This is a genomic window from Gardnerella sp. DNF01151, from assembly GCF_049244235.1.
Taxonomy (GTDB): Bacteria; Actinomycetota; Actinomycetes; order Actinomycetales; family Bifidobacteriaceae; genus Bifidobacterium; species Bifidobacterium swidsinskii.
Window position 1 is genome coordinate 620,107 of sequence record NZ_CP058389.1, and the last position, 26,334, is coordinate 646,440.

Here is a 26,334-nt window from a genome sequence, read left to right on the forward strand (position 1 = left end):
TGCATCTGGCTAGTCTACTGAAATTATTTGACCTGTGCGTCAAAAAAGTTCATTGGCACCAAGTCATGATTTTGACCATATAAAACGTTACATTGGGCTTTTAGAAAGATATGTCACATATTGTCGAATTCCCATTATTTGTTGTTGATAATATTTTCGATGTTTCCGACTGTATAAAAGATACGAACAATCGTCACGCTACATTTATCTTCATCTAAGAGGTAAAAAGCTGTGTAGCTATCTATGGGAACCCTGTGTATTTCCATAGAACACCAAGGCTCCCAGACAACAATTTAATATTGCATGGGCATGGTGTTAGTAGAATGGATATCATGCCTGAAATCAGGCTATAAAGTCAATTTTAAACCTTTAACGATAGCTTTTTTAATAACCGTTAGCATAATAATGATTGTTATTAGGAATAGTTATTCCAGTAGTGCGTCAATATTTCGTTTTGAGTATAGAAGTCTTCGCACTTCCATAGTGTCGTCGATGACAACGTAAAAAATAGAAAAGTTGCGTACATTAATCCTGTAGTAAGGGTGTTCTCGTGTTGATTAATCCCTTCTCCTTACACTATCAAAGACGTCGTCTTTAGAAAGACGCGTAGAAGTATTTGCGGCAAAAGTATCTGCTTCGTCGAGTTTTCTTTCGATGTCGTCAGTGAGAGCAGAGTATTGTTTGATGCTCATGAGAACCATAGTTCCATAACCGTTTTTTGTAAGGAATACTGGTGTATTTGAATTTATAACTGTTTCTTCTACTTCTGGGAATTTATTTCTTAAATCGGAAACTGGGCGAATATTGATCATAGTATCAACCTCCTTTTATCAAAAAAGTATCATAATATTATCAAGATTACAATAGTTAGCGCGCTATCGAACTTTTATTCCGACGTTTGGCGAGATATTATTCCAATGTTTGGCGGCATCAGTGAAGATGATTGGAAAGCGCGGTGTGAAAATGAGAGAAAACGAATTGGCGGTCGGTTGCGCTCATTTGTCGGCAGAAATTGCGCTTTTAACGGCAATTGCCAACTGCACTTGCTACTACGCAACTGCTGTTTCAGATATAATTTTACCATGATCATGATGAATTCTAGTTTGAAATGGAGATGTTTTTATGATTTTAGCAGATAAAATATTGGAACTGCGTAAACAAAACGGTTGGTCGCAGGAAGAATTGGCGGACAAATTGGGCGTCAGTCGCCAAGCTGTTTCCAAATGGGAAGGCGCACAAAGTATCCCGGATATGGAACGGATAATTGCATTGAGCCGTTTGTTTGGTGTTAGTACAGATCTTCTTGTAAAAGATGAAATTGATGTTATGGGGAAGAACGTCAATGAAGATGGAAATGCCTGGCAGGAAGAAGCTGGCGTTCGCATGCGGGTAATTGAGCTGGAAGAAGCCTCCGCTTATATTGCTCACAGAATATCATTTGCCGCCTATGTTGCTCTAGGTGTTCTTCTTTGTATTCTGGCGGCAATCCCGTTGGTCGGCAGTGATCTTTTGCTTTCTCACACAGTAAATGCGCAAGTCGGTAAAACTATGGGCTTAGCATTTAGTGTTGCGATTATTACCGTTGCTGTAGCTATTTTTATTATTCAGAGTTTCCACGGAAAGCGTTATCAATATTTGGAAAAAGAGGACTTTGAAACGGCTTACGGCGTTGACAGTGTGCTCAAAGAACGCTTGGAACGATTCATGCCGTCGTATGTGCTGCGGACGGTCAGCGGTGTCGTTTTATGTATGGTTGCTTTTATTTTTCTTATAATTTCGGATATAGCGCCGAAATTTTATCAACTTTCATCCGGCTTTTTTGTAGTTGTCGCTATTGCTCTGGTGGCAGCAGCTGTTTATTTATTCGTACAGGCGAATATTGTCCGCTCGTCCTATTGCCGTTTGCTGCAGCCGAAGAAAAAGATTGTCTATCCTGCAAAGATTAGGTTATTCCTCCAAGCTTACTGGCTTATAATTGTCTGCATTTATTTAGCCTACAGTTTCATTACGTCCGATTGGGGAAAAAGTTGGATTGTTTGGCCGTTGGCCGCATTGACTTACGGAGTAATAGAAGTAGTGCTCAAAGCGTGGATGCTCGGAAAGAAATAAATGATTTGCTTCGTTTATAATAGAAACAAATGTAAGAAACGATAAATTATCGACTATAATCGAAAGCTATAATCGAAAGCGCAAGCGTGATATTTCATTGTTTTCCGACGATTGGCGAACTTTCATTCCGATGATTGGCGGGTTTTCGTTCAGACGATTGGCTTTGTTTAGAAATGTGGTTGTAAAGACTAAATGTTAAAAGGTTTAGCATGCGGTGGATTTAAGCTCACTTCTCGAGATTCTAGATGCAATTTTGCTATTTTATCAGTTATAACTTATAAATTATCGATTTTGGCATTAAATTTCACTTATAGTTTATAAGTGCGGTGAAAATTCCTGGTTCTGGTTCTACTTTTGGCTCTGACATTTGTTCGGATCATGCATTTTTCTAGTAAAAGCTGTGATTTATGGAAAAGAAAAATTTTATGGATGCGAAAACCCTATACTAATTGGAAAAATAAAAAATTTTTCTTTAATAAAGCTTGTATGAGTGATTTTTTTTAATAGTAATACTATTAAAGCTAAACAGACTATTATGGATTCTAATTTTAATAGAATTACATATTGGGAATAAGGAGAGCTTATGAGACTAATTAGACCAGATAGTAAATATATCCAAAGTTATATAGAAGCAAATGAAGAAGATGAAATTTTTAGGCCGAATGCTGAAAGACGTTTTAGAAATTATGAGACAATTGTAGAGAGTTCTTATAACTATGAACATGGTATAAATTTGCCTGAAAATTATGTTAGAGCCACTACATTTTGGCTGATAGATAATGAAAAATTTATTGGTGAAATCAATATTAGGCATGAATTAAATTCTTTTTTAATTAACTATGGTGGTCACATAGGGTACGAAGTTAGGCAATCTGAATGTATGAAGGGCTATGGAACAAAAATGCTTTCTATGGCACTTACATATTGTAAAGAGACTTTGAATCTACATAAAGTTTTAATTACGTGTGATGATGACAATATCGGCTCAATAAAAGTTATAGAAAATAATGGTGGAATTTTAGAAAACAAAGTGAAAAATAGCCTATCAAGGGGAAATGTTACAACAAGAAGGTATTGGATTAATATATAGAGGAAAGATGATGAGTGAGACGAATGTAAGGCCAGTGCTTTTCAAGCATGCTTTTTGGGATAATGTGATTATAGAAACTGTTGCTGGCATTTGCACTCTTATTATTTCGCTTCTTGTACAGCAGTTCGTAGGGCACCACGTACTAGGTTGGGAAACTGTGGTCATACTCGCGCTGAGTGTTGTGGTGTTTTCGCTGCTAAGTGCAGCGTATCTGCAGTGGTATAGGCATCGTAGACCGGATGACGGGTATTTGCTTATTGGAATCATCGATTTTGTGCTCAGGCTTCTGGTGACTTCTGGTATTGCTTTATTGCTTGTTTCCAATATCACGTTGCTAAGCATTATTATTGGCGCAGCGATTACTAGTGTGTTGCTGTTTGTTTTTGAAAAGTCTTGGCAGCCAGGTATGACGGATGCGCAATTACAGGAAGCTTCAAAGAAATCGGTTGAGCTTGGCGTTCAAATGCTTGAAGAAGAGCGCGTAAAGCGCGCCGAGGTGAGAAACATGATTGCATTACAGCATGCGAGCGCAGGTAAAACAGGCACTTCTAGAGGTGTGTCTCTAACATTTTCCTCGTTAATCGTTGCGAATATGCTGATGGAAGCAGTATGCGATGTTGTCACATTTTTGCTTGCATTGATGCTGCAATTGTGGATGCTTGGTACTATTGGTGGCTGGCGCACGCTGCTTGTCATGTTCTTGGGCAATATGCTATTTTCTTGCGTGGCGGCTGCGGTTATGGTTCTGATGGGTGCATTGAAGGCTGATCAACAGAAATGCCCAACAAAAAGTTGGTCTTTTTTGACTATTTCTGTATTGCTTAGACTGCTTATCTTCGGTGTTCTCGCTTGGCTTCTTACACCGAGTTTGGCATGGGTGAGCGTAGTTGTTGGTATTGTGCTTACCGATATTATTTTCGTTATCAAGCAGCACCCATGGAGAAGAACCGCAGTAGCTGCGTAAGATTCTGTAAGACTGTTTTCTTCTTCTTTGAGCAAAAGGCTCTACGTACGTAGAGACTATAGTATTGATGTCAAGGTCTGATTATGTGGGTGCATTTTAGGCTTTGTGCTTTTGATTTCTTCTTCGTAAAAACTCTTTAACAATGATTGGAATTATAGTTGGAATACATTCAGTGGTTAAGAAATACGTAATGTATAAGTAAATCCAGCTACTACCCAATTGTTGAGGAGACTCTTGTAATATCAATAAATCAATGGCTGGTGCGATAAGCGCTATGGCAATGGTTTTACAAACTCCTAAGTTTTCGAGTGTTTTTTGATTGACAACGATTGAGTAAAGGACAAGCGTTGTTAAACCAAATACGTGAGCTATACCGATAAATAAAACAGGTGAGTCATAAACAATTTCTGGATTAAACAATCTAAGTGAGTTAAGGATTAGTCCTAAAAGAGGCAATAATAATGAAAAAAGGAATAATCGTATAGCTTGATACATAGATTTCTTCATTACAACCTCCTTAAATTTATATAGCCAAGCAGATGACTACTGTCGTAGACGGACTATTTTCACTCATTTTACGTTAATTTATCTTACTTTGAAAGTTGTGATAATCATATCCGATTAAAATCTGGCGGTCATTGGCAGACGGGGTTTAAGGAGCTTGTGTAAATACTGTATCGTTTTCACGAAGGCAGCGTAGGCGTGATAAGCGAGATTTTGTTTGCTTTTATGAACATGACATAAAGTTCAGAGAAATTTTGACGATTTGATGTGTTATAAGTATTGGTTCGTATAGAAGTAGCGTCTTTAATATATTTAATATTGCGTATCGAATATGCTTGCTTATATGGACGAGAAAACGTTGTGTTGATGAGAGTAGAAAAGAAGTTCAAATACTCGCGATTATTTACGCTAGAAGAGAACAGGCTAAGCGACTGGAATAATTAGAACAATTGTAAATCGTAAGCGCAATATAGGAACAGAATATATGAACAGAATATAGGGATAGAAAAATGTCAGATTCGTCGACGAAAGAGAAAGAAAAACAGGAACATACTCCCACAGATGAGAAAAATCCTCTATATTGTGAATCACATGAGCAAATATGTGAGAACCTTAACAGTGCAAATAAGGAATTGCCAAAGTATAAGGTTTTGCGGCTGAGTGCGGAAATCTTTTCCATCTTAATTATTGTTGGAACTGTTTTTATGGCATCCAATAAGCTACAGCTTTTTGGATGGATCACCTATTGTTTTGCAATTCTGCTTCTTGTTGTAGTTTCTCTTATTTGGGTTATTGGTGTTATTTGGCAGCGCAATATACATAGTCGTTTTCGGAGTGCGAATGTAGAGCGTAACAAATCTTTTCTTAGCTATGGTAAGCAACAGTGGAAGGGTAGAATCTCGCTGGTTCTTTATTGCTTTTTTGTGTTAAGTGGTATTCTAACTGCATTCTTTGGAATAACTGCGGTACGTCTTCCAAATCAGTGGCTTTTGCAGACTTGGGCGTATGTTATATGCGCGGCAATGCCAGTTGTTTGGATGATTACGATTGCTCTTGTATGTGTCTTCTATAATCTCTATCTTATTTCGCGTGTACGGAAGATAGGTATAAGAATTGTACTTCGTTGTCTACATGTTCTGCTTTGTGTGCTGATTATCTTAGGTCTTGGATTTTTTGACGTTTTGTTTATTGTTGGCAGATATTCTGTGAAACAAAATGATAATGGTACATACACAGAGCACGTGGACGATATGTATGCTCCTTTTGAGTATTATCTTTATAAGTCTGAAGGCCCATTTTTCCTTAAGTATCTTCGACCAATGAAAGATTCAACTGATACTGATCCAAAAATAAGTGAATCTGAGTGGTATAGCAGAATTGATCGTAATAACAGGAAAGATACAAGATTAAAAGATACAAGATTAAAGGTTGAAGAGCCAGATAAAAATTACGATTTGCATGATTCCGCTGAGCATGATTTAGAATCAAAGAAGGAAAGAAATGCAGCGCTTAAGATATTTGATAAGTATTTTGCGGCGAAAGGCTTTGCGTTCAAGGAGAACTATACCGCCAAGGGAGATATGTACTTTGTTCTGAGTGAAAGCCGTTCGGACATTACTTATCTGCAGTATAACAGGGACTCTCAGGATGGAAAATGTGGTCTTTATATTCTGTTTAAGGCTTCAAAATCTTCAAATGGAAGCTGGTCGCCGAGTGATGCTCATATGCAGAGCACCTACACGTATGAATATAGCACTGGAGTAATTGCAAAGAGCAGTAGGGCATATTGGTAGTAGGGTTGATTGGTTATATGTAGGAATATAAGACTATCGGAAGATTGCCAGATAGTAGCATCCATAGTTGTGTACTCTAGTTGCTTATATTTTGGGGAACAAAACGGTGTAAAAATTGTAAAAAAGTTCCCTACATTATTGATTATTGGGGAACAAAACGGTATTTTATTTAAGTAAATGTTCCCCAATTTATGTGAAAAAGGAGTGTGAAGATGGCTGCAAAATATGATGATGTGCAAGAATTGCTTAGAAAAAAGGCTGATATTAATGCTCGCTTGAGTTTGCTTGCGTATGATGGTACTCCTGAAATCAAAAATCGTGGAGATGGTAAATATTTATACACCAGAAAGCGTGTTTCGGGAAAGTTGACGTCCACGTATGTTGGTGTGTATTCGGACGATTTGTATAATCTTCTTCTTCGCAATGCAAGTGAATCTAGGCAATTGCGTAAGGAACTTCGCGCTGTAGTAAGGCAGCTTGCGAATGCCGGATATTCTAATAGTGAGTTATCTGCTGATTTGGTGAACAATATTGCTTTTGCAAGGGCTAACTTAAAGGCGAATATTTACGATCAGGCGGTTTTGGAAGGTGTTGCTACCACTTTTCCTCAAACTGAAGAGATTATAGATAACGGGAAAGTGTTTGGTGTTTCTGCGAGTGACGTTCAAAAAATCTTGAATTTGAAGCATGCTTGGGAGTTTATTTTAGACGAGGATGTTGTATTAAGCAGGTCTGATTATTACATGCTCAGTCATATAGCGAAGCTTGTTAATGAGGGTTTTTTCTTAGACGGCGGTCGTATTAGGGGTGTTCCTGTTGCGATTGGTGGATCTACTTATATTCCGCCTATTCCTAATGAAATAGATGTTAAAGAAAAAATAAGGAATATTGTTGAAAGTGAGGAAGATAGTGAGAATGTTGAAGGTAGAGTTGGAAGGAAAGAGCCTATTGATATTGCGATTGAATTATGCGTTTATTGTATGAAGTCGCAGATATTTTTAGATGGGAATAAGAGGGCTTCTGTGATTTTTGCGAATCATTATTTGATTTCTCACGGTAGGGGCTTGTTGGTTATTCCAGAAAATAAGGTTCCTGAGTTTAAGAAGTTGCTTGTTGAGTATTATGAGGGTGAAGATTTGCAGGTGATTGCTTCGTTTATGAGGGAATGTTGTTGGAGGCATTAAACCGCGTGATTATGTTGGTTCTTCTGTTTCTTCGAATCTTGCTGTTTATGAAAATTATAGTTTGCTAGTAAATGAAGAAATTAGTGTCGATAGTCTAGACAAATTAATAAAAAAAAATAGGATATTTATTAAGATTATTACAGTAATCAGAGCGAATGGTAGATCTTGTTTACTTAATAGTCTGTTTTATGATCATTTGATACAGAGTGGTGTTAACGAAAAGGAGGCTAGTAGTGTTATGAGAAGTAAAACTATTTTTTGTAAAACCATTTTTCAAAGTTGTCTTGTTATGCTTTTGCTGCTAGGTTCTCTCTTTTCTCTTGCTGGATGTTCCGACGATGATGAGAAGGCGGCGCTTGCGTCGTATCATTGGGAAACAGTAGCGGTGTCTCGGGAAGAGTTTCGTATACCAGATAACTATATGAATAAGGATGAGTTGTATCTCTTTGTGTCACGAGATATTCTGGATTCTCATTATGATTTGTCTAAAGTTACTCTTGGAGATAAGCCAATCAAATTAGTTGACTCACAGTTTAATTTGCCTAGTTCAGGACTTAAAGCTTTATTTTTAGTTGGGAAATTTGATTTAAAAGACAAGCCAGGCTCTTGTAAGTCAAGCTCTTGTGTTCTTAAAATACCAGGGATTAATAAAACAGGTAATGTTGCTATAGGTTATAAGAAGAAATAGTAATATTTTGCAAATGTTAAACAAATGTTTTGTGATTGCTTATATTTGAGTTTTTTGCGGAATGCTCATATAATTTTCCACGTAAAGCACATTTAAGTTTATGAGGTGTTGCGCTATGACTGCCCAAATGATAGCTAGTCTTAAGAACGGTTTGAAAGGCATATAAAAGCACATAAAACAGCTTAAGATACATATTCTTTAGCAGTATTAAACACGCATTGCACATGATGTTTTGTCATTATGTTTGCACATGCGCGCTGGTTTTTCTGTGGTTTTTGCACGTTTTTTGCATGTTTTTGCGTGTTCTTATCGTTCTTGTAAGCAAGCGTTATCTTTTCTTATCTGACTAACTGATTTTCATTGTTGAAATTTATTCAATAACAGTAAGAATTAAGGTTTAATAAAAGTAAGAATTAAGCTTTAATAACACGTAAGAACGAAGCAATAATAATGAATAATAATATAGAAGACGCGACTAATAGTCGCGATAACAATAATAAGCAGTCAACTAGCAACTTAATATTGTGTATTGATAATGTAACAAGATCTTATTCTCGTGGATTCGGTCGTAAGAAAACAACTCGCCAAGTTTTACATAACGTATCTTTTGATATTCATTCTGGTGAAATATTTTGCTTGCTTGGTCCGAATGGTGCAGGTAAAACAACTACTGTAAAAATTGTTGGCACGTTGTTAGCTCCTGATAGTGGTAGTGTTCGTATTGCCGATATTGATGCTGTGAGTAATCCTCGAGAAGCACGTAAGCACGTGTCGTTACTTCTTGGAGGTGAGCGAGGATTTTATCAAAAGTTAAGTGCATTAGATAATCTTCGTTATTTTGCGGATCTTTCTGCTGTTCCATATAGGGAGCAAGGAAAGCGTATTCACGATGCTCTTGAGCAAGTTGATTTACTTGATAAAGCTCATGATGCTGTTCAAACTTTTTCAAGGGGAATGTGGCAGCGATTGCATATTGCTCGATCGCTGGTTGCTAGAACGGATCTTATGCTTTTAGATGAGCCTACCACTGGTTTGGATCCTGAAAATGCTAGGAAAGTACGTGAAATTATTCATGCTTTACGAGATCAAGGAATAGCGATTTTGCTAACTACGCATGAGATGAGTGAGGCTGAAAAATTAGCTGATACTGTTGCTGTAATAAATCACGGTAATATTATCGCTCAGGGAAGCGTGCAGCAGTTGGCTTCTTTGCAGCATATTGATCATGTAACAATGTACGCGTATGAAGGTGAATCATCGGTTGTGGATTCTAGTGTTAAGGAAGAATTGCAAAAACTTGATGGAGTGTTGTGGTGTGATGTTTTTGAATCGCATGGAGTGTTAAATATTACTATCGCGTGGAGCAAAACATTATCTCAAGAACGAAATATTAAAATTCCTGTTGATGGGATTACACGTTTAGGTGATCGCGCTGCAAGTTTGGAAGAAACGTATCTTGCTATTGTGCAAAATGATAATATTTCTGCATCAAATACTTCTACTTCTGCTGCTACGCCGTCTTCTTCGTCTTCTTCACTTTCATTAAGTAAGTAGGAGGCTTAATATGAATACTTCTACTCATTCATACGCTTCTGTGATTCGTGGCATGTGGTTTCAGCTTAAAAGCTTAGTGAAAACAACGTTTTTCTTGCAAAATGCGATACTTGCTCCAGTATGTTTTGCGTTGATGAAAATTGTTGCCTACTATGGTTTTTCTCATAATTGTGCTAATTGTCTTAATAATATTTGGGTTGATTCTTCTATAGCTGGATTATGGTCTGCTACAACTACTGCTGTTGGAATTATTGGATACCAGCGTTATTTAGGAACATTACAATATTTAACTTTAAGTGTTATCTCACCTTCTGCAGTGTTTCTTCCTATTGTAGGATCCGCAGCTTTACTTGGGTGCATTGGTATGCCGCTTGCGATTATTACAGTGGCTGTTTTCTGCCATGGGTTCTTTATGATAACATTCACGCAGCTAGTTGGATACTTACTTTCTATGCTTGCTTGCGTAGCTTCTGCTGCATTATTATCTGGAATTTTTGTATTATGCCGTAAAGCTACAGTTTATGAAGGTTTGATTTTAATTCCTGTATGGATGCTTTGCGGAATAGTAATCCCTGTAGAATCAATGTCATTGCCAGTTCGCGTTATGGCGTTTATTCATCCGCTTACGTCTGCAGTGTGGGTGGCTCATGCGCAATCGTTTAATGCTACTACTGTGTTAGCGATTGTGTTATGTGTTGTATTATCTAGCGTTTTGCTTGTTATTGCAGGTTTTATGTTACGTCATGCTATTCGACTTGCAACGCTTAATGGAAGTTTGAACATAATATGATACGAAATAATAATCAGGTTGAAACTATGCGAAATAAAATTATTCAAAATAGTAAGTGCGCTAGATTGCATCAATATAATCAATATTCACAGTATGGTCACGTGAGCGTGTTATCTAGTATACGAACTGGTGCAAGAGTGAGTATACAGAGTATACCTAGCTTAAATAGTTGGAATACTGCTGTTATTCGTATGATTATTGAGCCTCTTTTATCCACGTTCTTATACGTTTTTCTAGCTGGAGCTGTAAGCGGAGGATTCAATGGAGCAGCTAGTGTAGCGACTAGCGCTGGTTTTAATCATAGTTTGATTGCTTCAACTCTTGCTGCTGTGATGGGTGCGTGTTCTATTTCCACAAGTATGACTGTGTCAGAAGCACTAGCATGGGATCGTTTTGAAGGCACAACACCATTCGTGCTTACAAGCGCGAAAGTTGCATTACCATTATGGTTCGGTCGTATTATTGCGCTCGTGACTATTTCTTTAGTGAGTGATGCTGTGACTTTGTTCATAACAATGCTTGTAGTAAGCCCAAGTGCTTTCTTTGTGATTAATATGAGTGCGTTGATGCTGTTGTTCCTTATTGTTCCTGTTGCTTCTACGGGATTTGGTATCGCTATAGCTGCTATAAGCATGATGATGAATGATGTTTATACTATTTCTAACGCGCTTAGTGCAATACTTCCTATTGTTTGTGGTGTGATTGCTCCAATTAGCGTATTTCCTAAGATGATGCAATACGTGTTATATGTGATTCCAGTAACTCATGTTACTCAAGCATCTCGTAGTATAGTTGATGGTTCTGTAAATGTTGGCGTATCGCTACTTGTGATTCTTATTGTTGGTGCGTTGTGGGCAATTGTTGGTGTGATCATATGGAATGTTGGTGTGGTGATTCAACGACGTAAAGGTACTTTAACAACTATAGGGTTTTAAGTAATAAATATGTGAATTTAGTTAATTAAATAAGGATTTTATTAGCGGGTATAGGGGTGGGTAATACTAAAAGCATATTGATTATTGAGTAAGGTTGTTTAGCTATCTTAAACTTTTTAACGATAGCTTTTCCTATCGTTAAAAAGTGCACCAACTATCCATAGTGTGCACTCAAAAAAAGTGTAGCCGTATAGTAGTTCTTTCAATCCATCGTGTTTTCTTTGCGCCGGTTTTACCATTCTTAACCATCTTGTTGCTACATACACTACCAATGGGATTATTGCAAGAGTTCATCATTTAATTACAACAGTAGATTAGGTTAGTTTCATTAGAGTATTCTAATTGTAGTCTATTTGCATAATTTAGTATTTTTTTGGGGGGGGGATAACCCTATTTCTAGTTGTTACAAGTAAAACTTATAACACCTTATACATTTTATATGTTATCAAAAATAACAACAACAATTGTATGGCAAAAAATCATGTAATAAGATGAGTACTAAACCTAATGATAGGTCTTTTATATATTGTAATTACAAAGGAGAATTTCTATGAAATGTCATATTTTTAAGTCTATTGCTGTAGTTGTTGCAGCATTATCAACCTGTATTTCTCTGGTATCAACTGCTCAAGCTAGTGAGATAGTGGATAACGGACCAAGTGTTGTAGAAAGCAATGTCAGTGATGCGAATATAGATAATTATGCTAAGCGTCTTGAAATTATTTTTTCAAGGTATCTCAAGTTTAATGAAATTAATAAAAAATGGACTATAACACAAGCAGGGGAGTTTTCTCATGTTCCTAAAGAAGTGCTTGAGAATTTAATTCATAAGCTCAATGCAAATGCATCTGTTGGTGAGATTTCGTCTAATGATAATCATGCAGTGCGTTCGAAGGATTATGCTAAATGTATAATTAATGCTACTGGGCTAGGCAGCCTTGCTGGAGTATTTACTGGTGCTTTCACAAAGTTACTTGAAAAGCAGCTTTGGAAGCAAGCTGCTATGTATATTTTAAAGGTAGCTGGTTCAGCCGCATTTAGAGGTGGAGCTGTGGGCCTAGCTGCAAGTTTAGCAGCTTCTGCTATTTGGTGTGCGACTCCGTGGAGTGAGTGAGGAGGATATTCTCATGTACAAGGTTCTTATGTTCGTGCTGAAGTTGGTTATGTTTACAGCTGTGAATTTTATGTTCCTTTACTTGTCGATGGTGGTATTCGGCCATGATTTTGGTGCGATGTTCAAAACGTATGGGAATGCGCTCGGTCCGCTTATGTTTGTGCTTGCTTTGATGACAACGATGTCGTTGCCTAATGAAGGAACTATTTTTGAGGGTAAGCGGCAAAAAGTGTGCTAAAAAACCGAGTTTTCGTTGAAATATCAATGAAAACTTGCTGTAGTTAAGCTAAAAAAGCTTAACATTTAGTATTACTTGACATTGAAAACAAAAGGGGCTTAGGACAATTTTTAGACATTTTGTGCAACCATAGCATGATGTTCCATAATTGTCTTTTAAGCCCCATTTTAATTCTGTGGTTGTTGTAAGAATCAATATAAGTATGAATAGCTTGACGTAATTTTTCTGTACTATCCCAGTTATGTTGCAAGAAGGTTTTCTCTTGCCAGAAGAAGACTATCTCCTTGATATTAAAAACCATAAATAGATTCAAAAATGCATGTTTAGACCATTTGAGCCAGTCTGTTTCATTATAACTATTCTCTTTAACTACTCTAATCTTGCGCTCTAAAAGTCCAATACGTTGCTTAAAAGGAGAGCTGCCTTCGTACATAACGTCTTTATTTTACACAAATTGCTCTTAAAAGAGAATCTTTCGTTTTTTGTAAAAGATGAAACAGAAAGCGAGGTGATGGAAATGCAAAAGAATGTTAAGCAGACCTTGAAGCTTGTAGTTTCCAAGGCTAGCAGGTGATGCGCTTTTACAAAAAACCATCACGACAGATTTCATTAACCTTGCTTAAAGCTAAAAAAGACTACACGAAAATAGCTGATGAGATTGATGAACTGAAAGTTAAGAAACAGCAGCTTCTTATAGAAAAAGCAGGTCAAGAAGATGCTAAAAGACGGATCAGAGAAATGGAAGATTTTCTGAAAAGTGAACGTCACGATATTAGTGAGTATGATGAGAAGCTGGTAAGAAAGTACATCAAGAAAATAAAAGTTTACGAGGATAGGTTCAGCGTAACTTTTAAATCAGAGATTAGTGTGAATATTGAAAGTGTGTAACTTCTTAGAGCTCATTTTTAGCTATTTCTTATGTGCTCTAAATGAGTGATATCAGTCACTTATGATGTTCGGGAATATGGTATGAAATATTGTGGTTTCTACAATAATGTTTATTAAATATCGTATTATGCTTCTGCGTTCGGAAAGAATAGAATACAATTTTCGAGAGTAATGCTCATCTTTGAATCTGTGTATTCAATTTCGTAATTTCTGCAACAAATATGCCTGTTCTTGAATAGCTAAGATTGGAGTAGAAATCATGAAATTTGGTTTTATGTAAGCAAGGTCTATGAATATCGTTAAATGCTGATAATCATAAGCCTTGCTTGTTTTATGAGTGATGGAACATCTAATACCGCTATATTCAATTAAGCAGTAGGTTCGTTTTTAATATTCGCTAATTTTACCACTCAAAGATGTGGTTAATTCCATCATCTTTCGCGCGTAAGTATTTCCATCGATTTCTTCATTGTCATATTGACGCATTAACTCATCAATCTGTTTTTTAGTTCTTCCCTGGTCATATTTTTCCCTTAATTAATTTTGTTGATTTGCATAAAGAGCCTCTCAAATACAGAATCTCTTTATTTGGATTTTTTCTTTATATGTTCAAAATAATCATCATCATTTTTGGGTATGTTGTCATTTTCATATTCGCCAAGGTATGTGAAATCATGATATTTTACGCCATCATATTCGTATCCGGTATAAGGATATCCTCTTTGTGTTGTTCCCTGATATGGCTTGAATTCTGCTTCGGCTTCTTCCTTGGTGTAATAATCAGCGTCAAACCATACGCCATCTTGTTCTTTGTCCCAGCCAATTTTTGTGGCTTTAAACACATATTTCATTTTCATTCCTCCGTGATAAAAACTTATAGTGAATACGAATATAATCATTTCAGTCGTATCAGAGAATTGCTATTTTAGAATCTATGAATTTTCTTCTGTTGCGTCTTTGATAACGGTCTCTTGTGGATGGGAGTCATTGTATTCATTGATTCCTTGGATTATTTCCTGCTTAGCAGCTTCTAATTCGGCAGGTGAGTCTGATTTTTCTTTGAAATACTGAATTAGTTTCATGATGCAGGCACTGCCAATAGCACCAATTGCTAGTGCTCCGCCAATATAAGGAAGCATTTTCTTATGCCCCTCATCTTTTCCGAGGTTAAAAGTCTTATCTACGAATTTTTCAGGTCCGCCTGCATTTTTGGCTTCCTTTGAAAACTCTGCATAATTCCAAGTCATAATTTACCCTACCTAATTCTGCATCTTTCTACGCGAGAGTAGTAACAATGGTTGTTTCTATCTTCACAAATAAGATAATGAACATTAAGTTCGAATACAATATAAAGTCTAACATTAAACATCTTTTGTTCGGAACTGCGTCTTGAGCTTAATCTGATTTTTATAAATTTATGCTTATTTTCTTAGAGTCGATTTCAATATACATCCTGTTTATTATGGACTGTTTCGTGATGCCTAAAAATCAAGTTATCAAGCTAATCTTAAACTTTTTAACGATAGCCCTCCCTGTCGTTAAAAAGTGCACCCACTATTCATAGTGTGCACTCAAAAAAGTGTAGATATACTAGGAGTTCTCTCAATCCATACAGAATCAGTAGCGCTTCTTTGCAAATCTCACTGAATCGCAATAGCGTTTTGATGATTTCTACTGTGCCTGCAGCCTGTTGTAGCGTTTTCGTTCTGACATTTGTTTGTGTTCATAAAGGTGAGTGTAAGACTAAATAATCTTGTTAGAAAGAAAAATTTGTTTTAGTTTGCAATATTTAATAAAATACTCTCGTTGGTGTAGCATACGCAAATAACAGTATCCGACGCGCCTCTTAACAATGCGGATCAAGTCGGGTCTTTTGATTTTTGGTCTATAACCCGATATTTAACAAGGGAGTTGTTCAAGTGGCGAATAGTAGGAAGTTTGTAGCAAAAACGAAAGATGTTAGCTTAACGGTTAGAAGGGCTGATTCTTTTAATATTAGTTATGTTAATTGTGAAAAAGATATATTTCATATTGAAAAAAATCAAGACGGTATAAAACTCGTTCAAACAGAAAAAGTATCGGCTTTTTACTGGCTGCATTGGCTTGCTAAAGGCAGCCCTGAGGTAATTGTTTCGTTACCAGAGAGTGTTGATTTTTGTGAGATTAAAGCTGAGTCTAATCAAGTATTAGTAACGGATATTAAAGCTGACAAGATTTATGCGGAAGTTCATAACGGCAGGGTGGAAGCAAGGAATGTTCAGGCGAATGATGTTTTTCTAAAGTGTCTTAATGGTTCTGCTGTGGCGAATAATGTTAAGGTTGTTGCTTCTTGCATGGTGGATACGTTAAATGGTACGAGTGTTTTAGAAGGAGAAATACCTAAGGATGTATGTCTTGAAGTAGTTTGTGAGAATGGTATTAGCGAGGTTTCTGATAAGAATAAGGTCAATCTTAGTTGTAATAATTTTGGGCGCAAAACAGATGGATGTGCTCACTATGCTGTGCATTGCTTGAATGGGAAAGCTGTAGTGAAGTAATACTGTTGCGGTGTTTTATGTCTGTCACTGTGACTAGTCGCACGAAATATAGTTTGGCATATTCTAAAAATGCTTAGGAATGTTGGAGTATTAGGCTTGGTGGTTTTTTAATCCAAGTGTAAAGGTCATTTTCATTTGCTTCGCCTGATGCAACTTTGAGAATAATATCAATCAGTTCTTCATTTGGCAAGTTCCTCATAGACTTTTTTGTTCTTTTTAATGAACATGTTGGATAAAGCCATAACTTCATTATCTGTTGGAACAGTAACTTTTTCAGTTTTGGCTTTTGGGAATTCTAAAATTACGTAGCGAGGAGCGTTGTTTTTCAAAATAACAGCTGATCCGTATGTGTCAACAAGTCGCGCAACTTTAGAAAAGTTTTGATTTGCTTCGGAAATAGAAACAAGTGTGTCTGTATTTACATTCATATCAAGAACCTCCATTTTTAGGAGGATTATAGCATATATTTTAGGATAAATAAATCCTAAGTATTTTGAGAGTTATTTTATAAATGGCATTAGCCTATATGTGATTTAGTTGCTTATATTTTGGGGAACAAATCGGTGTAAAAATTGTAAAAAAGTTCCCTACATTATTTGATTATTGGGGAATAACCCTATTTTTCTAATAAAAGCTGTGATTTATGGAAAAGAAAAATTTTATGGATGCGAAAAGCCTATATTAATTGGAAAAATAAAAAATTTTCCTTTAATAAAGCTTGCGTGTGTAATTTTTTAATATTAATGCTATGAAAACTAAACAGACTATTATGGATTCTAATTTTAATAGAATTGTATTTTTATTAGAATTGCATATTAAGGATATTGCATATTAAGAATAAGGAGAACTTATGAAATTAATTAGACCAGATAGTAAATATATCCAAAGTTATATAGAGGCAAATGAAGAAGATGAAATTTTTAGGCCGCATGCAGAAAGACGTTTTATACACCCTGAGACAATTATAGAGAGTTCTTATAACTATGAACATGGTATAAATTTGCCTGAAAATTATGTTAGAGCTACTACATTTTGGTTGATAGATAATGAAAAATTTATTGGCGAAATTAATATCAGGCATGAATTAAATTCTTTTTTAATTAACTATGGTGGTCACATAGGATACGAAATTAGACAATCTGAATGTATGAAGGGCTATGGAACAAAAATGCTTTCTATGGCACTTACATATTGTAAAGAGACTTTGAATCTACATAAGGTTTTGATTACGTGTGATGATGACAATATTGGGTCGATAAAAGTTATAGAAAATAATGGTGGAATTTTGGAAAATAAAGTGAAAAATAGCTTATCAAGAGGAAATGTTACAACAAGAAGGTATTGGATTAATATATAGGAAAAAAGATTAAAAACAGCGAATGTGAATGTGAGAGTGACAGGAAAATAGCCGCAAAAGCTCGGTAACGCTGCGGTTTTCTGGCAATCGGGGGACTTCGGAATCGGGCAGACAAAACACTCTGCGGAAATTTATCTAAAGGAGAACCAACCAAGAGTGTGATGGTAGAGTTGCCAAGATAGATGTCAATAAATGGAGTTGCCGGGTTAGATGTCGGGTAGTTGTGGTTGTGAGATAGATATCAAGATTGGTGAGGCTTGATTTATTCGCAAAATTTACTATTCCTATTATAGAACGTTAAAAGGAGGAACTTTGAATATAGAGTATGTTGTAGTTGGCATATGTATTGTGGCAGTGGTGATGATTGCTGCTTTCCTAATTAATAGGCTAAAGAAAACAAATATTCCCAAAGACGAGAATAGCTCTGATTTGAATAATAGTGCGATGATAGTAAAGAAAACAAGTAAATTATCTCAGCCAGATCAAAAGCTCGATGAACTTGTCATTCAGATGGAAATGCTTCCGGTAGAAGCAATATCTGATGATAGTAAGCTGGTGGAGATAACTGATAGTAAAATTCTGGGGCGTGTGAGCAATTTGTTTTCCGGATTGGTGCAGGCTAGTATAGCAGGTTCCAATGCAGTCCAAACTGCAAAAGCGGGAAGCGAGGTTTTGTATCGCGCTATAATCCCGGCTGGTGCTAAACTTACCAATTCTAAGGCTATGGAAGGGGCGGTTCGAGGACTCTATTTTGGTGCTAATGGAATCAAGGGTCATGCAAACCTTTTAGCGGTTAAAGCTAAAAATGTAGTAGCAAATAATGTGGGTGTAGCCATGGGATTGGCATCAATTGTTGTTGGGCAGTATTACATGACGCAGATAAATGCAGAGCTTGGAGTAATCCGTGATGGAATTTCAAAAATATCTGATTTCCAAGATAACGAATTTCGAAGTCGGATTTTTTCACTTGTTGCTCATGTTAAGAAAATTGCCGACTTTCAAGTAGAGATCCTTGAGAATGATGAATTGAGACTGTCAAAGATTGCGCAGCTCGATAATCTAGAAGAAGAATGTACTCAGTTACTTGGTCAGGTTAATTTAACTTTGGCGGGCTTTACAAAGAAAAATGACCTGGATTATGCATCTTATGAAAAGGAATTAAAAGAAGCGCAAAACTGGTATACATACCAAAAAGCATTGCTTGATGTGCTGTATAAGATTTCCGACTTGAGGTATACGCTTCATCTGGGGGCTGTCTCAAGAAAGCAGTGCCTAGCGCTTTTGCCGACATACACAAAGCAGGTGGAAGATACTCAAGCATTATTGACTGGCTGGCATCAGACATCCGTAAATCGTTTAAGCATTGATACAGATGAGATCAAGCGTAAAAGAGATGGAATCGATCGCGTCATTCATTTTATTCCTGGATTATTTGATGATGACCTTAATTTTAGGGCGATTAACAAAAAAACAGTAGATATGATAACGGCTCAAGCATCAGTCAAATCCATTAAACATCCGCAGGACACCTCTGACCTGTATGCCGAGGATGTGCAATTGATTTCTAAAGACGGTAAAATCTACTACTTACCAATGGGTAAGGCAGAATGAATGTGAAAAAAGAAGAATGATAAGGTGACAGGTACGTTGTAACAAAAAGTATGACAGTATTCGTCCTCTTGACATGAATGGTGCCACCGTCACTCAGAATGCCATTCACGCCAACTATGATAATTTGTTAATTAGTGAGAGAGGTACTTTAGCACCGTTAGTTTCAAATAGTTGAATTTCATCAGTGGACGTTAGCATTACTATTATATTATCGTCCACTTGAGACCTTGGTGATTCTAAATGCACCAGCTTACTAGGAAGACATCTAAATGAGTAAATGTTCAAACGGTCGTAAGCAAATGCAGCTAGTTTCTATTCTAACAAGCGTAATGGTTCCAGTTATTGCAGCTTTCGCTATTATGGAGTTATATCATCTGCTTGGAGTAGCCATTGCAATGGAACTGATTCTTATCGTTTGGGCAGTCGTGCTTATTAAGTCAAGCAAGTAAAACAATTCTCCGACTAGACAGCGAGACTAATTAAATGGATGACATCATACAAGTACGTGTTTTGCAACTCCTAAGTGGAGTGGACGCGATGTATTTATTCTAAAGAGTGTCCACGGCTAGCTTGGGTGAGGTTAGAGACTTTTTTGCGATAGATTTCTAAATAGCGTTGAGTTCCATGAGCTTATTCTTCATAATGTATTTAGATTAAATTCCGAAATGGAAATAATTCTAAATAGGAAGAGGCGTACGTTTACGAGATGTTGTTCACAGATATAATATACGTTTAATATTAATAATAAAGGCATCAAGAAACAGTTAGAAGTTGATTTCATAGCTAATCTTGGAAGTAAAAGATATTATATACAATCTGCCTATAGCCTTCCTTCAATCGAAAAGATACATCAAGAAAAAGCGTCCTTGTTATATATTGATGATTCATTTAAGAAAAAATAATTATCGTAAAAGATAGAATAAAACCTTTTTTGGATGAGCATGGAATACTTACTAGTTTATTCGACTTCCTATTGGATAGGAATAGTTTAGATTTGTAGTGAATAGCTTAACGTATTAGTTATGCTTATATTCCCACACATATTCCCGAGCGCGAGCTTTTGAAAACTATTAACTTTTATTCATATTTGTCTCTCAATCTCACGTTGAGACTGTTGTTTTGATGTCAAAGGCTGATTAGGTGGGTGCAAATTTGCCCTTGTGTAGAAAGGCTTAGCGAGGACTATCGTTAAAAGGTTTAGCGTGCGGTGGATTTAAGCTGGGTTCTCGCGGTTTTTGGGTGTGTTTTGGCTGTATGAGGGAACATGTCGACGCTCTAGGGTCGAGTGCACAGGATACTAACGGTAAAAGGTACACACGACTTGCTCACAGGCTACAACGTCAAAGATAGGCAATTTCTTATAATGTAAAATATCTAGTAATATATACAAATATAATGAAATATATCCAAATACAACCAAATATATTGACCTTTTATAAAAAGCAGATATAATGGTAATTAGGTCTGTAGTGATGAAAATTTAGAGGCGGTATAACACAGATGAAAAATGAAGAAAGCTATATCAGCATTGATGAAGCGGCAGAATACTTGGGGATAAAAACTGTCACTCTGAGAACCTGGATAAGAAAAAAACCAGATATGCCAGTATATAAAATAGGAAAACTTTGGAAATTTAAACGCTCGGAATTAGATAAATGGATTGCCAGTGGAGAAAGTGCAGAGTAGCTGTTAAGTTAGGAGGGTGATTCATATTGTCTAAAATAGAACTTTACAACGATGACTGTATTGTTGCTATGGATAATCTTAGGGCAAAATCAATAGATTTAATTGTTACAGATCCGCCATATAATCTTGGTAGTTTTATGAAAACTAGAGATACTAATCTAAAAAAGATGAGAGACAATTTTTTTGCTGCCGCAGGTTGGGATGACATGGGTTTTGAGGAATGGAAGAAATCCATGGAGTCTTTTTTTGAACTATCTTCTAGAGTCATGAAAAAGGGTGGCTCTATGATTGTGTTTATGGCTATTATAAAAGTTGAAACGATTATAAAGTTAGCTGAGGAATATGGATTTTACTATAAGACAACAGGGATTTGGCATAAAACTAACCCTATGCCCAGAAATATGAATTTACATTTTGTAAATTCTACAGAAGCATGGGTGTATTTCACTTATAAAACAAAGACTGGAACATTTAACAATGGTGGAGCTATGTTTCATGATTTTATAGAAACATCCGTCACTCCGAATAGCGAAAGAAAATATGGAAAACATCCAACGCAAAAGCCAGAAAGTTTGATGCAGCACTTTGTAGAAATACTTTCCAACCCTGGTGATAATATTCTAGATCCATTTATGGGCTCTGGAACAACGGGAGTTGTTTCAAAACGAGCTGGTCGCAATTTTATAGGTATAGAATTAAACTCAGAATACTACAACATTGCTAAATCTAGGATAGAGGGCAAATAAATGCAACCAACGGTAATAGATTTATTTTCAGGCGTAGGAGGATTATCGTTAGGCTTTGAAGAAGAAGGATTCAGTGTTCTTTTAGCTAATGAGTATGATGAATCCATTGCAAACGCTTATATGAAAAATCATAAAACAACAAAAATGGTCGTTGGTGATATTACCTCTCTTGATTTGGATGCTATTTTTGGAACATATAAAAATAAGATTGACGTCATTATAGGAGGGCCACCTTGCCAAGGCTTTTCGCAAAAAGGTCAGCGGAAAACAATCTACGATAAAAGAAATTTTTTATTTGAATATTATGTAAAGGTAGTTGAGCTTGTAAAACCTAAGTATTTTGTAATGGAGAATGTCCCAAACCTGCTTACTGCTGAAAAAGGTTATTTTTTTAATGAAATTGAGACGCTATTTAATGCTATGGGGTACTTTTTGCAGCATGGAGTACTTAATGCCGCGGATTTTGGAGTACCACAAAATAGAAAAAGAGCAGTTATTATTGGCAAAATGAATGGGGTTGCTCCGTCTTTACCATCTTCGCTGAATGAGAAAGTAACTATATGGGACGCAATTAGCGACTTGGCATTTTTAGAATCAGGAGAAGGCGATGAGGTGCAAGAATACAGATATGCGCCTCAAAGCGAGTATGAAAAAAAATTACGTGGACATGCTAACCTTTTGTATAATCATAAGGCAACAAAACACTCTCCACTTTCATTAAAAAGATTGAGAATGATTCCTCCTAATGCCGGTAAAGAAGTTTTACCAAAAGAGCATCTGACTAAATCCATATATAGTGGTACGTGGACCAGAATGAAAAAAGATGATATATCCGTCACGATAACAACAAGATTTGATACACCTTCTTCAGGCAAATTTACTCATCCTTTTTTAAATCGGGCAATAACAGTAAGAGAAGCGGCCAGGATACAGTCATTCCCAGATGAATTCATATTCATTGGTAGTAAGAGTTCTCAAATGAGACAAGTTGGTAATGCTGTTCCGCCACTATTGGCATCAGCAATCGCTAGAGTAATTAAAAATGATATTATGGAGGGAAACACTGATGAATAGACCAGATAATATGTCCGTTTATAATGCATTGGATTTAAAGCTTGGTATTAAATCTTCGCTCCCACATGTTAAGAGTGCTGTCGCGCTAATACTTTTGTTTTGGGAGTGCTCTATTAAGTCTGCTGAGCTTCAGTATTCCGTGCAAAGTGGAGACAAAATAGTAATTAATCCAAATTTGAAAACTGCTATTAAAAATAAACTAGCACAAATTTGTAAACAAGATGGTATTAACATTGATACAGTAATAGATGCTATAAATAATAATTCACTATTTAAGTCTCAAATGGAATCGCTAATAGTAGCCTTTGAGCTAATTTGGAAGTTAGCAAAAATCAGCTTTATTGATGAAGATAAAACTGCTGGTGCAGAAAGGACAGGTGGAATAAGGTATCCCAAAAAATTAATCTATACGGTCAATGCTGACATTATCGATACTCTAATTGACAATGATTGGGATGCTTATGTACGTATTTTGATTTTGTGGATTGGTGTTGATATTAATTATGATAAGCAGATAGAGACTCGATTGAGTCGCTTGTTAACTGCAATATCTGAAGGCGCAATCTTTAAATTAGTTGATGGTACTAATGATGTTATTTTTAATCAAAACGACGTGTATAAGAAACTAATGCAAACTAAAAATAATGTAGACTTAAATGGAGATGAAGAAGCTAAAGGTTCTTTAAGAATACTTAAATCTCTGCTTTCGGATGGACTAAACCCATACCTTGAGGGCCATAATGGAGATGTTCAGATATTAAAAGGTCAGTTTAATAATCTAGAGGAATATCAAAAAAGGGTAGAAACCTTTCTGCAGCTATCAGCCACAAAAATAATAGGCTTCAAGGATGCAAATATAGATAAAGAGACCGATAGACAAGATTCGCTTGAAAATAATCGCGTTGTAAGTGGGCGTAATATTCTTCTATATGGTGTTCCGGGTTCTGGTAAGAGTTGGACTATTGAGCATGAATATTGCAAACCTGGAAGTGTTGTAGAAAGACTTGTATTTCATCCTGACTACACTTATTCAGATTTCATTGGACAGATTCTTCCAGCAGTTTCAGATGATGGACAGGTAAGTTATAAGTTTACTCCTGGACCTTTTACGAATATCCTTCGTGAATCATATAACAATCCGAGCAAGGAATACATCCTTATTATTGAGGAAATTAATCGTGGTAACGCTCCTGCTATCTTCGGAGAAGTGTTCCAGTTGCTTGACCGTAAAGTAGAAATTCGTGATATTGATGACAACGGATATCCCATCGGTACAAGTGAGTACGGTATTACAAATATGAATATTGCTGAGGAGATGTACGGCAAGGATAGAAAAACAGAAAAGGTTCGTATTCCTTCAAACCTTTCCATCATAGGTACGATGAACACATCAGATCAAAATGTTTTCACGTTAGATACAGCTTTTCAGCGCAGATGGGATATGCGTCTTATCGAGAACGATTTTGCCAGTGTCGACAGTTCGCTTGCTGATGCAGAAATCCTTGACACTGGAATAACATGGAAAAATTTCTGTGTTGAAATCAATAAGATTGTTGTTGGGAATAGTACAAGGATGACTTCTGCGGAGGATAAGAGACTTGGAGCATATTTTGTTCATGTTCATGACCTTAAATACGATGACACTATGGGAGATCTGAAAGAATACGATGCTCTTCGTGTGAAAGAAACCAGTGGTTCCCTTACAGATGATGAGAAGTCCAGAATTGCAGTGATTCGTGATGCAATGCGACAAAATAGGAAGTTCCCTGAAAAGGTAATAAAATATCTTTGGGATGATGCATTTAAATTCAACCGTGAAATTATTTTTGATGTTGATAAATATCAAAGTCTTGAACAAGTAATACATGCTTTTATGTATGCCAATGGTACTGAGCGCTTTAAGGTGTTTAAAGATAATGTCAGGGATGCATTTGCTAATGTAGAAGAAGATTAAGTCGGTGATTTATATGGATTTAGACTCAGCATCAAATTCAATCAAGGAATTTGATATTAAAAAACACTGCCATGTTAACACAAATGAAGATGGTGATCGTTTTGTTGGTATCAAAGCTGATTCTGATAATGCTATGGTCTATTTTCCAATCGGATATGAGTTGCCAAAAACCGATGCTGAAATCAGAACAGACATAAAGCATTTAATACAAGTGTTATCTGAATTTACAACAAAAGATGACAGATTATTGGCAATTAATAAGTTTACAGCACCACAATTGGTAGGCTTCCCTATCAATGCGTATAAAAATGTTATAGAATATTATTTTTCAATTGGTGGCGCCTATTATGTTGAGAAAGAGCAAGTATATACTACTGCTTCAACTGGTAAGCAGGATTGGGCAAGAACTGCACGAAAGCAAATGCCTCTTGTTCAAAGCAGAAATGGTGTGAGTTCTTTTGTGTTTACACAGTTTGAAGTTCGATCTTCAACTCCAAATGACACGAAAGAAATAACGCAGATTAATAGATTCTGTGTGTATGAAGCGTTTAAGAGACTTGGATGGCTGTATGTTCCCTATATGCCAGAGGAATCAGGGTCACATCCGGATATTAAGACGTCAATAAGAATTGTCCAAAACAAGCTTGCTACTACAAATGACGATAGGAAGAAATCCTTATTTCGTAGCATGAATGACATGCTTGAGTATATGTATGAGAAGACTTCAGATAAGCAATTCTACTTTGGTACAGATGACTTTGATCATGTGTGGGAAAAATTAATTGATCGAGCATTTGGAGAGAAGGACAAAAATAAATATTTTCCTCGTTCAAGATGGTTGCTTGATTGCGGCAAATACAAAGAAAAGAGGCCTTTGATTCCGGATACAATCATGGTATATAACGATAAATATTACGTTCTTGACGCTAAGTACTATAAATACGGTTTGACTGGGATTCCTGACCATCTGCCTAACGGTTCGTCAATCAATAAGCAAATTACATATGGCGAATATTTGGAAAAGAATAAGAATGTAGATGCGAAATCTCTATTTAATGCTTTCATCATGCCGTACAATATGGCAAAGAACTATTTTAGTCTGACGTCTTTTGTTGGAAACATTGGTGAGGCAATTGGCGACTGGAGATGCAACAAAAAATACTATGAACGAATCCAAGGAATTGTGATTGATACAAGGTACCTAATGTACCATTATTCAGGTAAGCCGATAAAGGAAAAGGCTGCACTTGCGGAATCTATAGAGTCTGTTCGGTGGAGGAAGGAAATAAAATTTACAAAGGAATCATCTCTTCCTAAAACAGTATCTTATGCGCGTAAGCCTACTGATTCTATGGTTGCCGAAGACCGTGGCACGTACGATATAGATTAAATATAAAAAATACTATTGCAGAATCTCTGTTTGTAGTACTACAGACAGAGACTTTATTTTATGATATGTACTCCTTTCACTAGCAGTCCAGAAAAGGGGTACATATCATTGCCCAATATTCATAGCCT

27 protein-coding genes are annotated in these 26,334 nt (G+C 36.3%); 21 read left to right on the plus strand and 6 right to left on the minus strand.

Annotated features, from left to right (window positions below; translation table 11 throughout):
* Nucleotides 1-557: 557 nt before the first annotated feature.
* The gene (locus HXT37_RS02715; protein WP_004110957.1) at nucleotides 558-812 is read right to left on the minus strand and encodes a type II toxin-antitoxin system Phd/YefM family antitoxin; all 255 of its coding nucleotides are present in this window, start codon (nucleotides 810-812) and stop codon (nucleotides 558-560) included.
* Nucleotides 813-1,122: 310 nt separating this feature from the next.
* Here HXT37_RS02715 and HXT37_RS02720 point away from each other — a divergent pair, with 310 nt between their 5' ends.
* The 3 genes from HXT37_RS02720 (at nucleotide 1,123) to HXT37_RS02730 (ending at nucleotide 4,163) form a co-directional block, all read left to right on the plus strand.
* Nucleotides 1,123-2,109, plus strand: a complete 987-nt coding sequence (locus tag HXT37_RS02720) for a helix-turn-helix domain-containing protein (RefSeq protein WP_102703438.1) — start codon at nucleotides 1,123-1,125, stop codon at nucleotides 2,107-2,109.
* Nucleotides 2,110-2,692: 583 nt separating this feature from the next.
* Nucleotides 2,693-3,199, plus strand: coding sequence for a GNAT family N-acetyltransferase (locus tag HXT37_RS02725; RefSeq protein ID WP_102703439.1), 507 nt, complete (start codon nucleotides 2,693-2,695; stop codon nucleotides 3,197-3,199).
* Nucleotides 3,200-3,209: 10 nt separating this feature from the next.
* Entirely contained in the window at nucleotides 3,210-4,163 is a 954-nt protein-coding gene (locus HXT37_RS02730; RefSeq protein ID WP_165845969.1) for a hypothetical protein, read from the plus strand.
* Between the two features lie 96 nt (nucleotides 4,164-4,259).
* On the opposite strand, the gene HXT37_RS02735 is transcribed toward HXT37_RS02730, so the two are convergent.
* Nucleotides 4,260-4,670, minus strand: a complete 411-nt coding sequence (locus HXT37_RS02735; protein ID WP_102703440.1) for a hypothetical protein — start codon at nucleotides 4,668-4,670, stop codon at nucleotides 4,260-4,262.
* 506 nt (nucleotides 4,671-5,176) lie between these two features.
* On the opposite strand from HXT37_RS02735, the gene HXT37_RS02740 reads away from it, so the two are divergent.
* The 8 genes from HXT37_RS02740 to HXT37_RS02775 all read left to right on the plus strand — a co-directional run bounded on the left by HXT37_RS02740 (nucleotide 5,177) and on the right by HXT37_RS02775 (nucleotide 12,963).
* Nucleotides 5,177-6,460, plus strand: coding sequence for a YcxB family protein (locus tag HXT37_RS02740; protein WP_421779713.1), 1,284 nt, complete (start codon nucleotides 5,177-5,179; stop codon nucleotides 6,458-6,460).
* Between the two features lie 212 nt (nucleotides 6,461-6,672).
* Entirely contained in the window at nucleotides 6,673-7,644 is a 972-nt protein-coding gene (locus tag HXT37_RS02745) for a Fic family protein (protein WP_102702975.1), read from the plus strand.
* Between the two features lie 238 nt (nucleotides 7,645-7,882).
* Nucleotides 7,883-8,332, plus strand: a complete 450-nt coding sequence (locus HXT37_RS02750; protein ID WP_102702976.1) for a hypothetical protein — start codon at nucleotides 7,883-7,885, stop codon at nucleotides 8,330-8,332.
* A 450-nt stretch (nucleotides 8,333-8,782) separates the two neighbouring features.
* A complete protein-coding gene (locus HXT37_RS02755; RefSeq protein WP_102702977.1) occupies nucleotides 8,783-9,886 on the plus strand; it encodes an ABC transporter ATP-binding protein in 1,104 nt (367 codons plus the stop codon).
* Between the two features lie 10 nt (nucleotides 9,887-9,896).
* Complete coding sequence (locus HXT37_RS02760; protein WP_180963717.1) at nucleotides 9,897-10,676, plus strand: ABC transporter; 780 nt, start codon at nucleotides 9,897-9,899, stop codon at nucleotides 10,674-10,676.
* Nucleotides 10,673-11,611 (plus strand): ABC transporter permease, encoded by a 939-nt coding sequence (locus tag HXT37_RS02765; protein ID WP_102702978.1) that lies wholly within the window; start codon nucleotides 10,673-10,675, stop codon nucleotides 11,609-11,611. Before HXT37_RS02760 ends, HXT37_RS02765 begins: the two co-directional genes overlap by 4 nt.
* Before the next feature lie 550 nt (nucleotides 11,612-12,161).
* Nucleotides 12,162-12,725, plus strand: coding sequence for a hypothetical protein (locus HXT37_RS02770; protein ID WP_102702979.1), 564 nt, complete (start codon nucleotides 12,162-12,164; stop codon nucleotides 12,723-12,725).
* 13 nt (nucleotides 12,726-12,738) lie between these two features.
* Entirely contained in the window at nucleotides 12,739-12,963 is a 225-nt protein-coding gene (locus tag HXT37_RS02775; protein WP_102702980.1) for a hypothetical protein, read from the plus strand.
* A gap of 58 nt (nucleotides 12,964-13,021) precedes the next feature.
* Here HXT37_RS02775 and HXT37_RS02780 read toward each other — a convergent pair whose 3' ends face one another.
* Entirely contained in the window at nucleotides 13,022-13,396 is a 375-nt protein-coding gene (locus HXT37_RS02780; RefSeq protein ID WP_219724965.1) for an IS3 family transposase, read from the minus strand.
* Between the two features lie 140 nt (nucleotides 13,397-13,536).
* Between HXT37_RS02780 and HXT37_RS02785 the strand changes: the two genes are divergently transcribed.
* Nucleotides 13,537-13,851 carry an integrase gene (locus tag HXT37_RS02785; protein ID WP_233186375.1) on the plus strand — a complete coding sequence of 105 codons (315 nt, stop codon included), beginning with the start codon at nucleotides 13,537-13,539 and terminating at the stop codon, nucleotides 13,849-13,851.
* Between the two features lie 584 nt (nucleotides 13,852-14,435).
* On the opposite strand, the gene HXT37_RS02790 is transcribed toward HXT37_RS02785, so the two are convergent.
* Both HXT37_RS02790 and HXT37_RS02795 read right to left on the minus strand, forming a co-directional pair.
* Nucleotides 14,436-14,702 (minus strand): hypothetical protein, encoded by a 267-nt coding sequence (locus HXT37_RS02790; protein ID WP_102702982.1) that lies wholly within the window; start codon nucleotides 14,700-14,702, stop codon nucleotides 14,436-14,438.
* A gap of 81 nt (nucleotides 14,703-14,783) precedes the next feature.
* On the minus strand, nucleotides 14,784-15,098 hold the full coding sequence (locus HXT37_RS02795; protein WP_102702983.1) for a hypothetical protein: 315 nt from the start codon (nucleotides 15,096-15,098) through the stop codon (nucleotides 14,784-14,786).
* Between the two features lie 672 nt (nucleotides 15,099-15,770).
* Between HXT37_RS02795 and HXT37_RS02800 the strand changes: the two genes are divergently transcribed.
* Entirely contained in the window at nucleotides 15,771-16,388 is a 618-nt protein-coding gene (locus HXT37_RS02800) for a DUF4097 family beta strand repeat-containing protein (protein WP_102702984.1), read from the plus strand.
* A gap of 179 nt (nucleotides 16,389-16,567) precedes the next feature.
* Here HXT37_RS02800 and HXT37_RS02805 read toward each other — a convergent pair whose 3' ends face one another.
* Nucleotides 16,568-16,816, minus strand: a complete 249-nt coding sequence (locus tag HXT37_RS02805; RefSeq protein ID WP_102702985.1) for a prevent-host-death protein — start codon at nucleotides 16,814-16,816, stop codon at nucleotides 16,568-16,570.
* 422 nt (nucleotides 16,817-17,238) lie between these two features.
* Between HXT37_RS02805 and HXT37_RS02810 the strand changes: the two genes are divergently transcribed.
* From HXT37_RS02810 to HXT37_RS02845, 8 genes are all read left to right on the plus strand, one after another.
* Nucleotides 17,239-17,745, plus strand: coding sequence for a GNAT family N-acetyltransferase (locus HXT37_RS02810; protein WP_103014104.1), 507 nt, complete (start codon nucleotides 17,239-17,241; stop codon nucleotides 17,743-17,745).
* 312 nt (nucleotides 17,746-18,057) lie between these two features.
* Nucleotides 18,058-19,356, plus strand: a complete 1,299-nt coding sequence (locus tag HXT37_RS02815; protein WP_102702987.1) for a hypothetical protein — start codon at nucleotides 18,058-18,060, stop codon at nucleotides 19,354-19,356.
* Nucleotides 19,357-19,625: 269 nt separating this feature from the next.
* A complete protein-coding gene (locus tag HXT37_RS02820; protein ID WP_102702988.1) occupies nucleotides 19,626-19,805 on the plus strand; it encodes a hypothetical protein in 180 nt (59 codons plus the stop codon).
* Between the two features lie 1,051 nt (nucleotides 19,806-20,856).
* On the plus strand, nucleotides 20,857-21,042 hold the full coding sequence (locus HXT37_RS02825) for a helix-turn-helix domain-containing protein (RefSeq protein ID WP_004110921.1): 186 nt from the start codon (nucleotides 20,857-20,859) through the stop codon (nucleotides 21,040-21,042).
* 26 nt (nucleotides 21,043-21,068) lie between these two features.
* Entirely contained in the window at nucleotides 21,069-21,788 is a 720-nt protein-coding gene (locus HXT37_RS02830) for a DNA-methyltransferase (RefSeq protein WP_004110918.1), read from the plus strand.
* Entirely contained in the window at nucleotides 21,789-22,862 is a 1,074-nt protein-coding gene (locus tag HXT37_RS02835) for a DNA cytosine methyltransferase (RefSeq protein WP_421779719.1), read from the plus strand.
* Nucleotides 22,855-24,816, plus strand: a complete 1,962-nt coding sequence (locus HXT37_RS02840; RefSeq protein WP_288231290.1) for an McrB family protein — start codon at nucleotides 22,855-22,857, stop codon at nucleotides 24,814-24,816. Before HXT37_RS02835 ends, HXT37_RS02840 begins: the two co-directional genes overlap by 8 nt.
* 13 nt (nucleotides 24,817-24,829) lie before the next feature.
* A complete protein-coding gene (locus HXT37_RS02845; RefSeq protein ID WP_421779781.1) occupies nucleotides 24,830-26,206 on the plus strand; it encodes an LlaJI family restriction endonuclease in 1,377 nt (458 codons plus the stop codon).
* The last annotated feature ends 128 nt before the right edge of the window (nucleotides 26,207-26,334 follow it).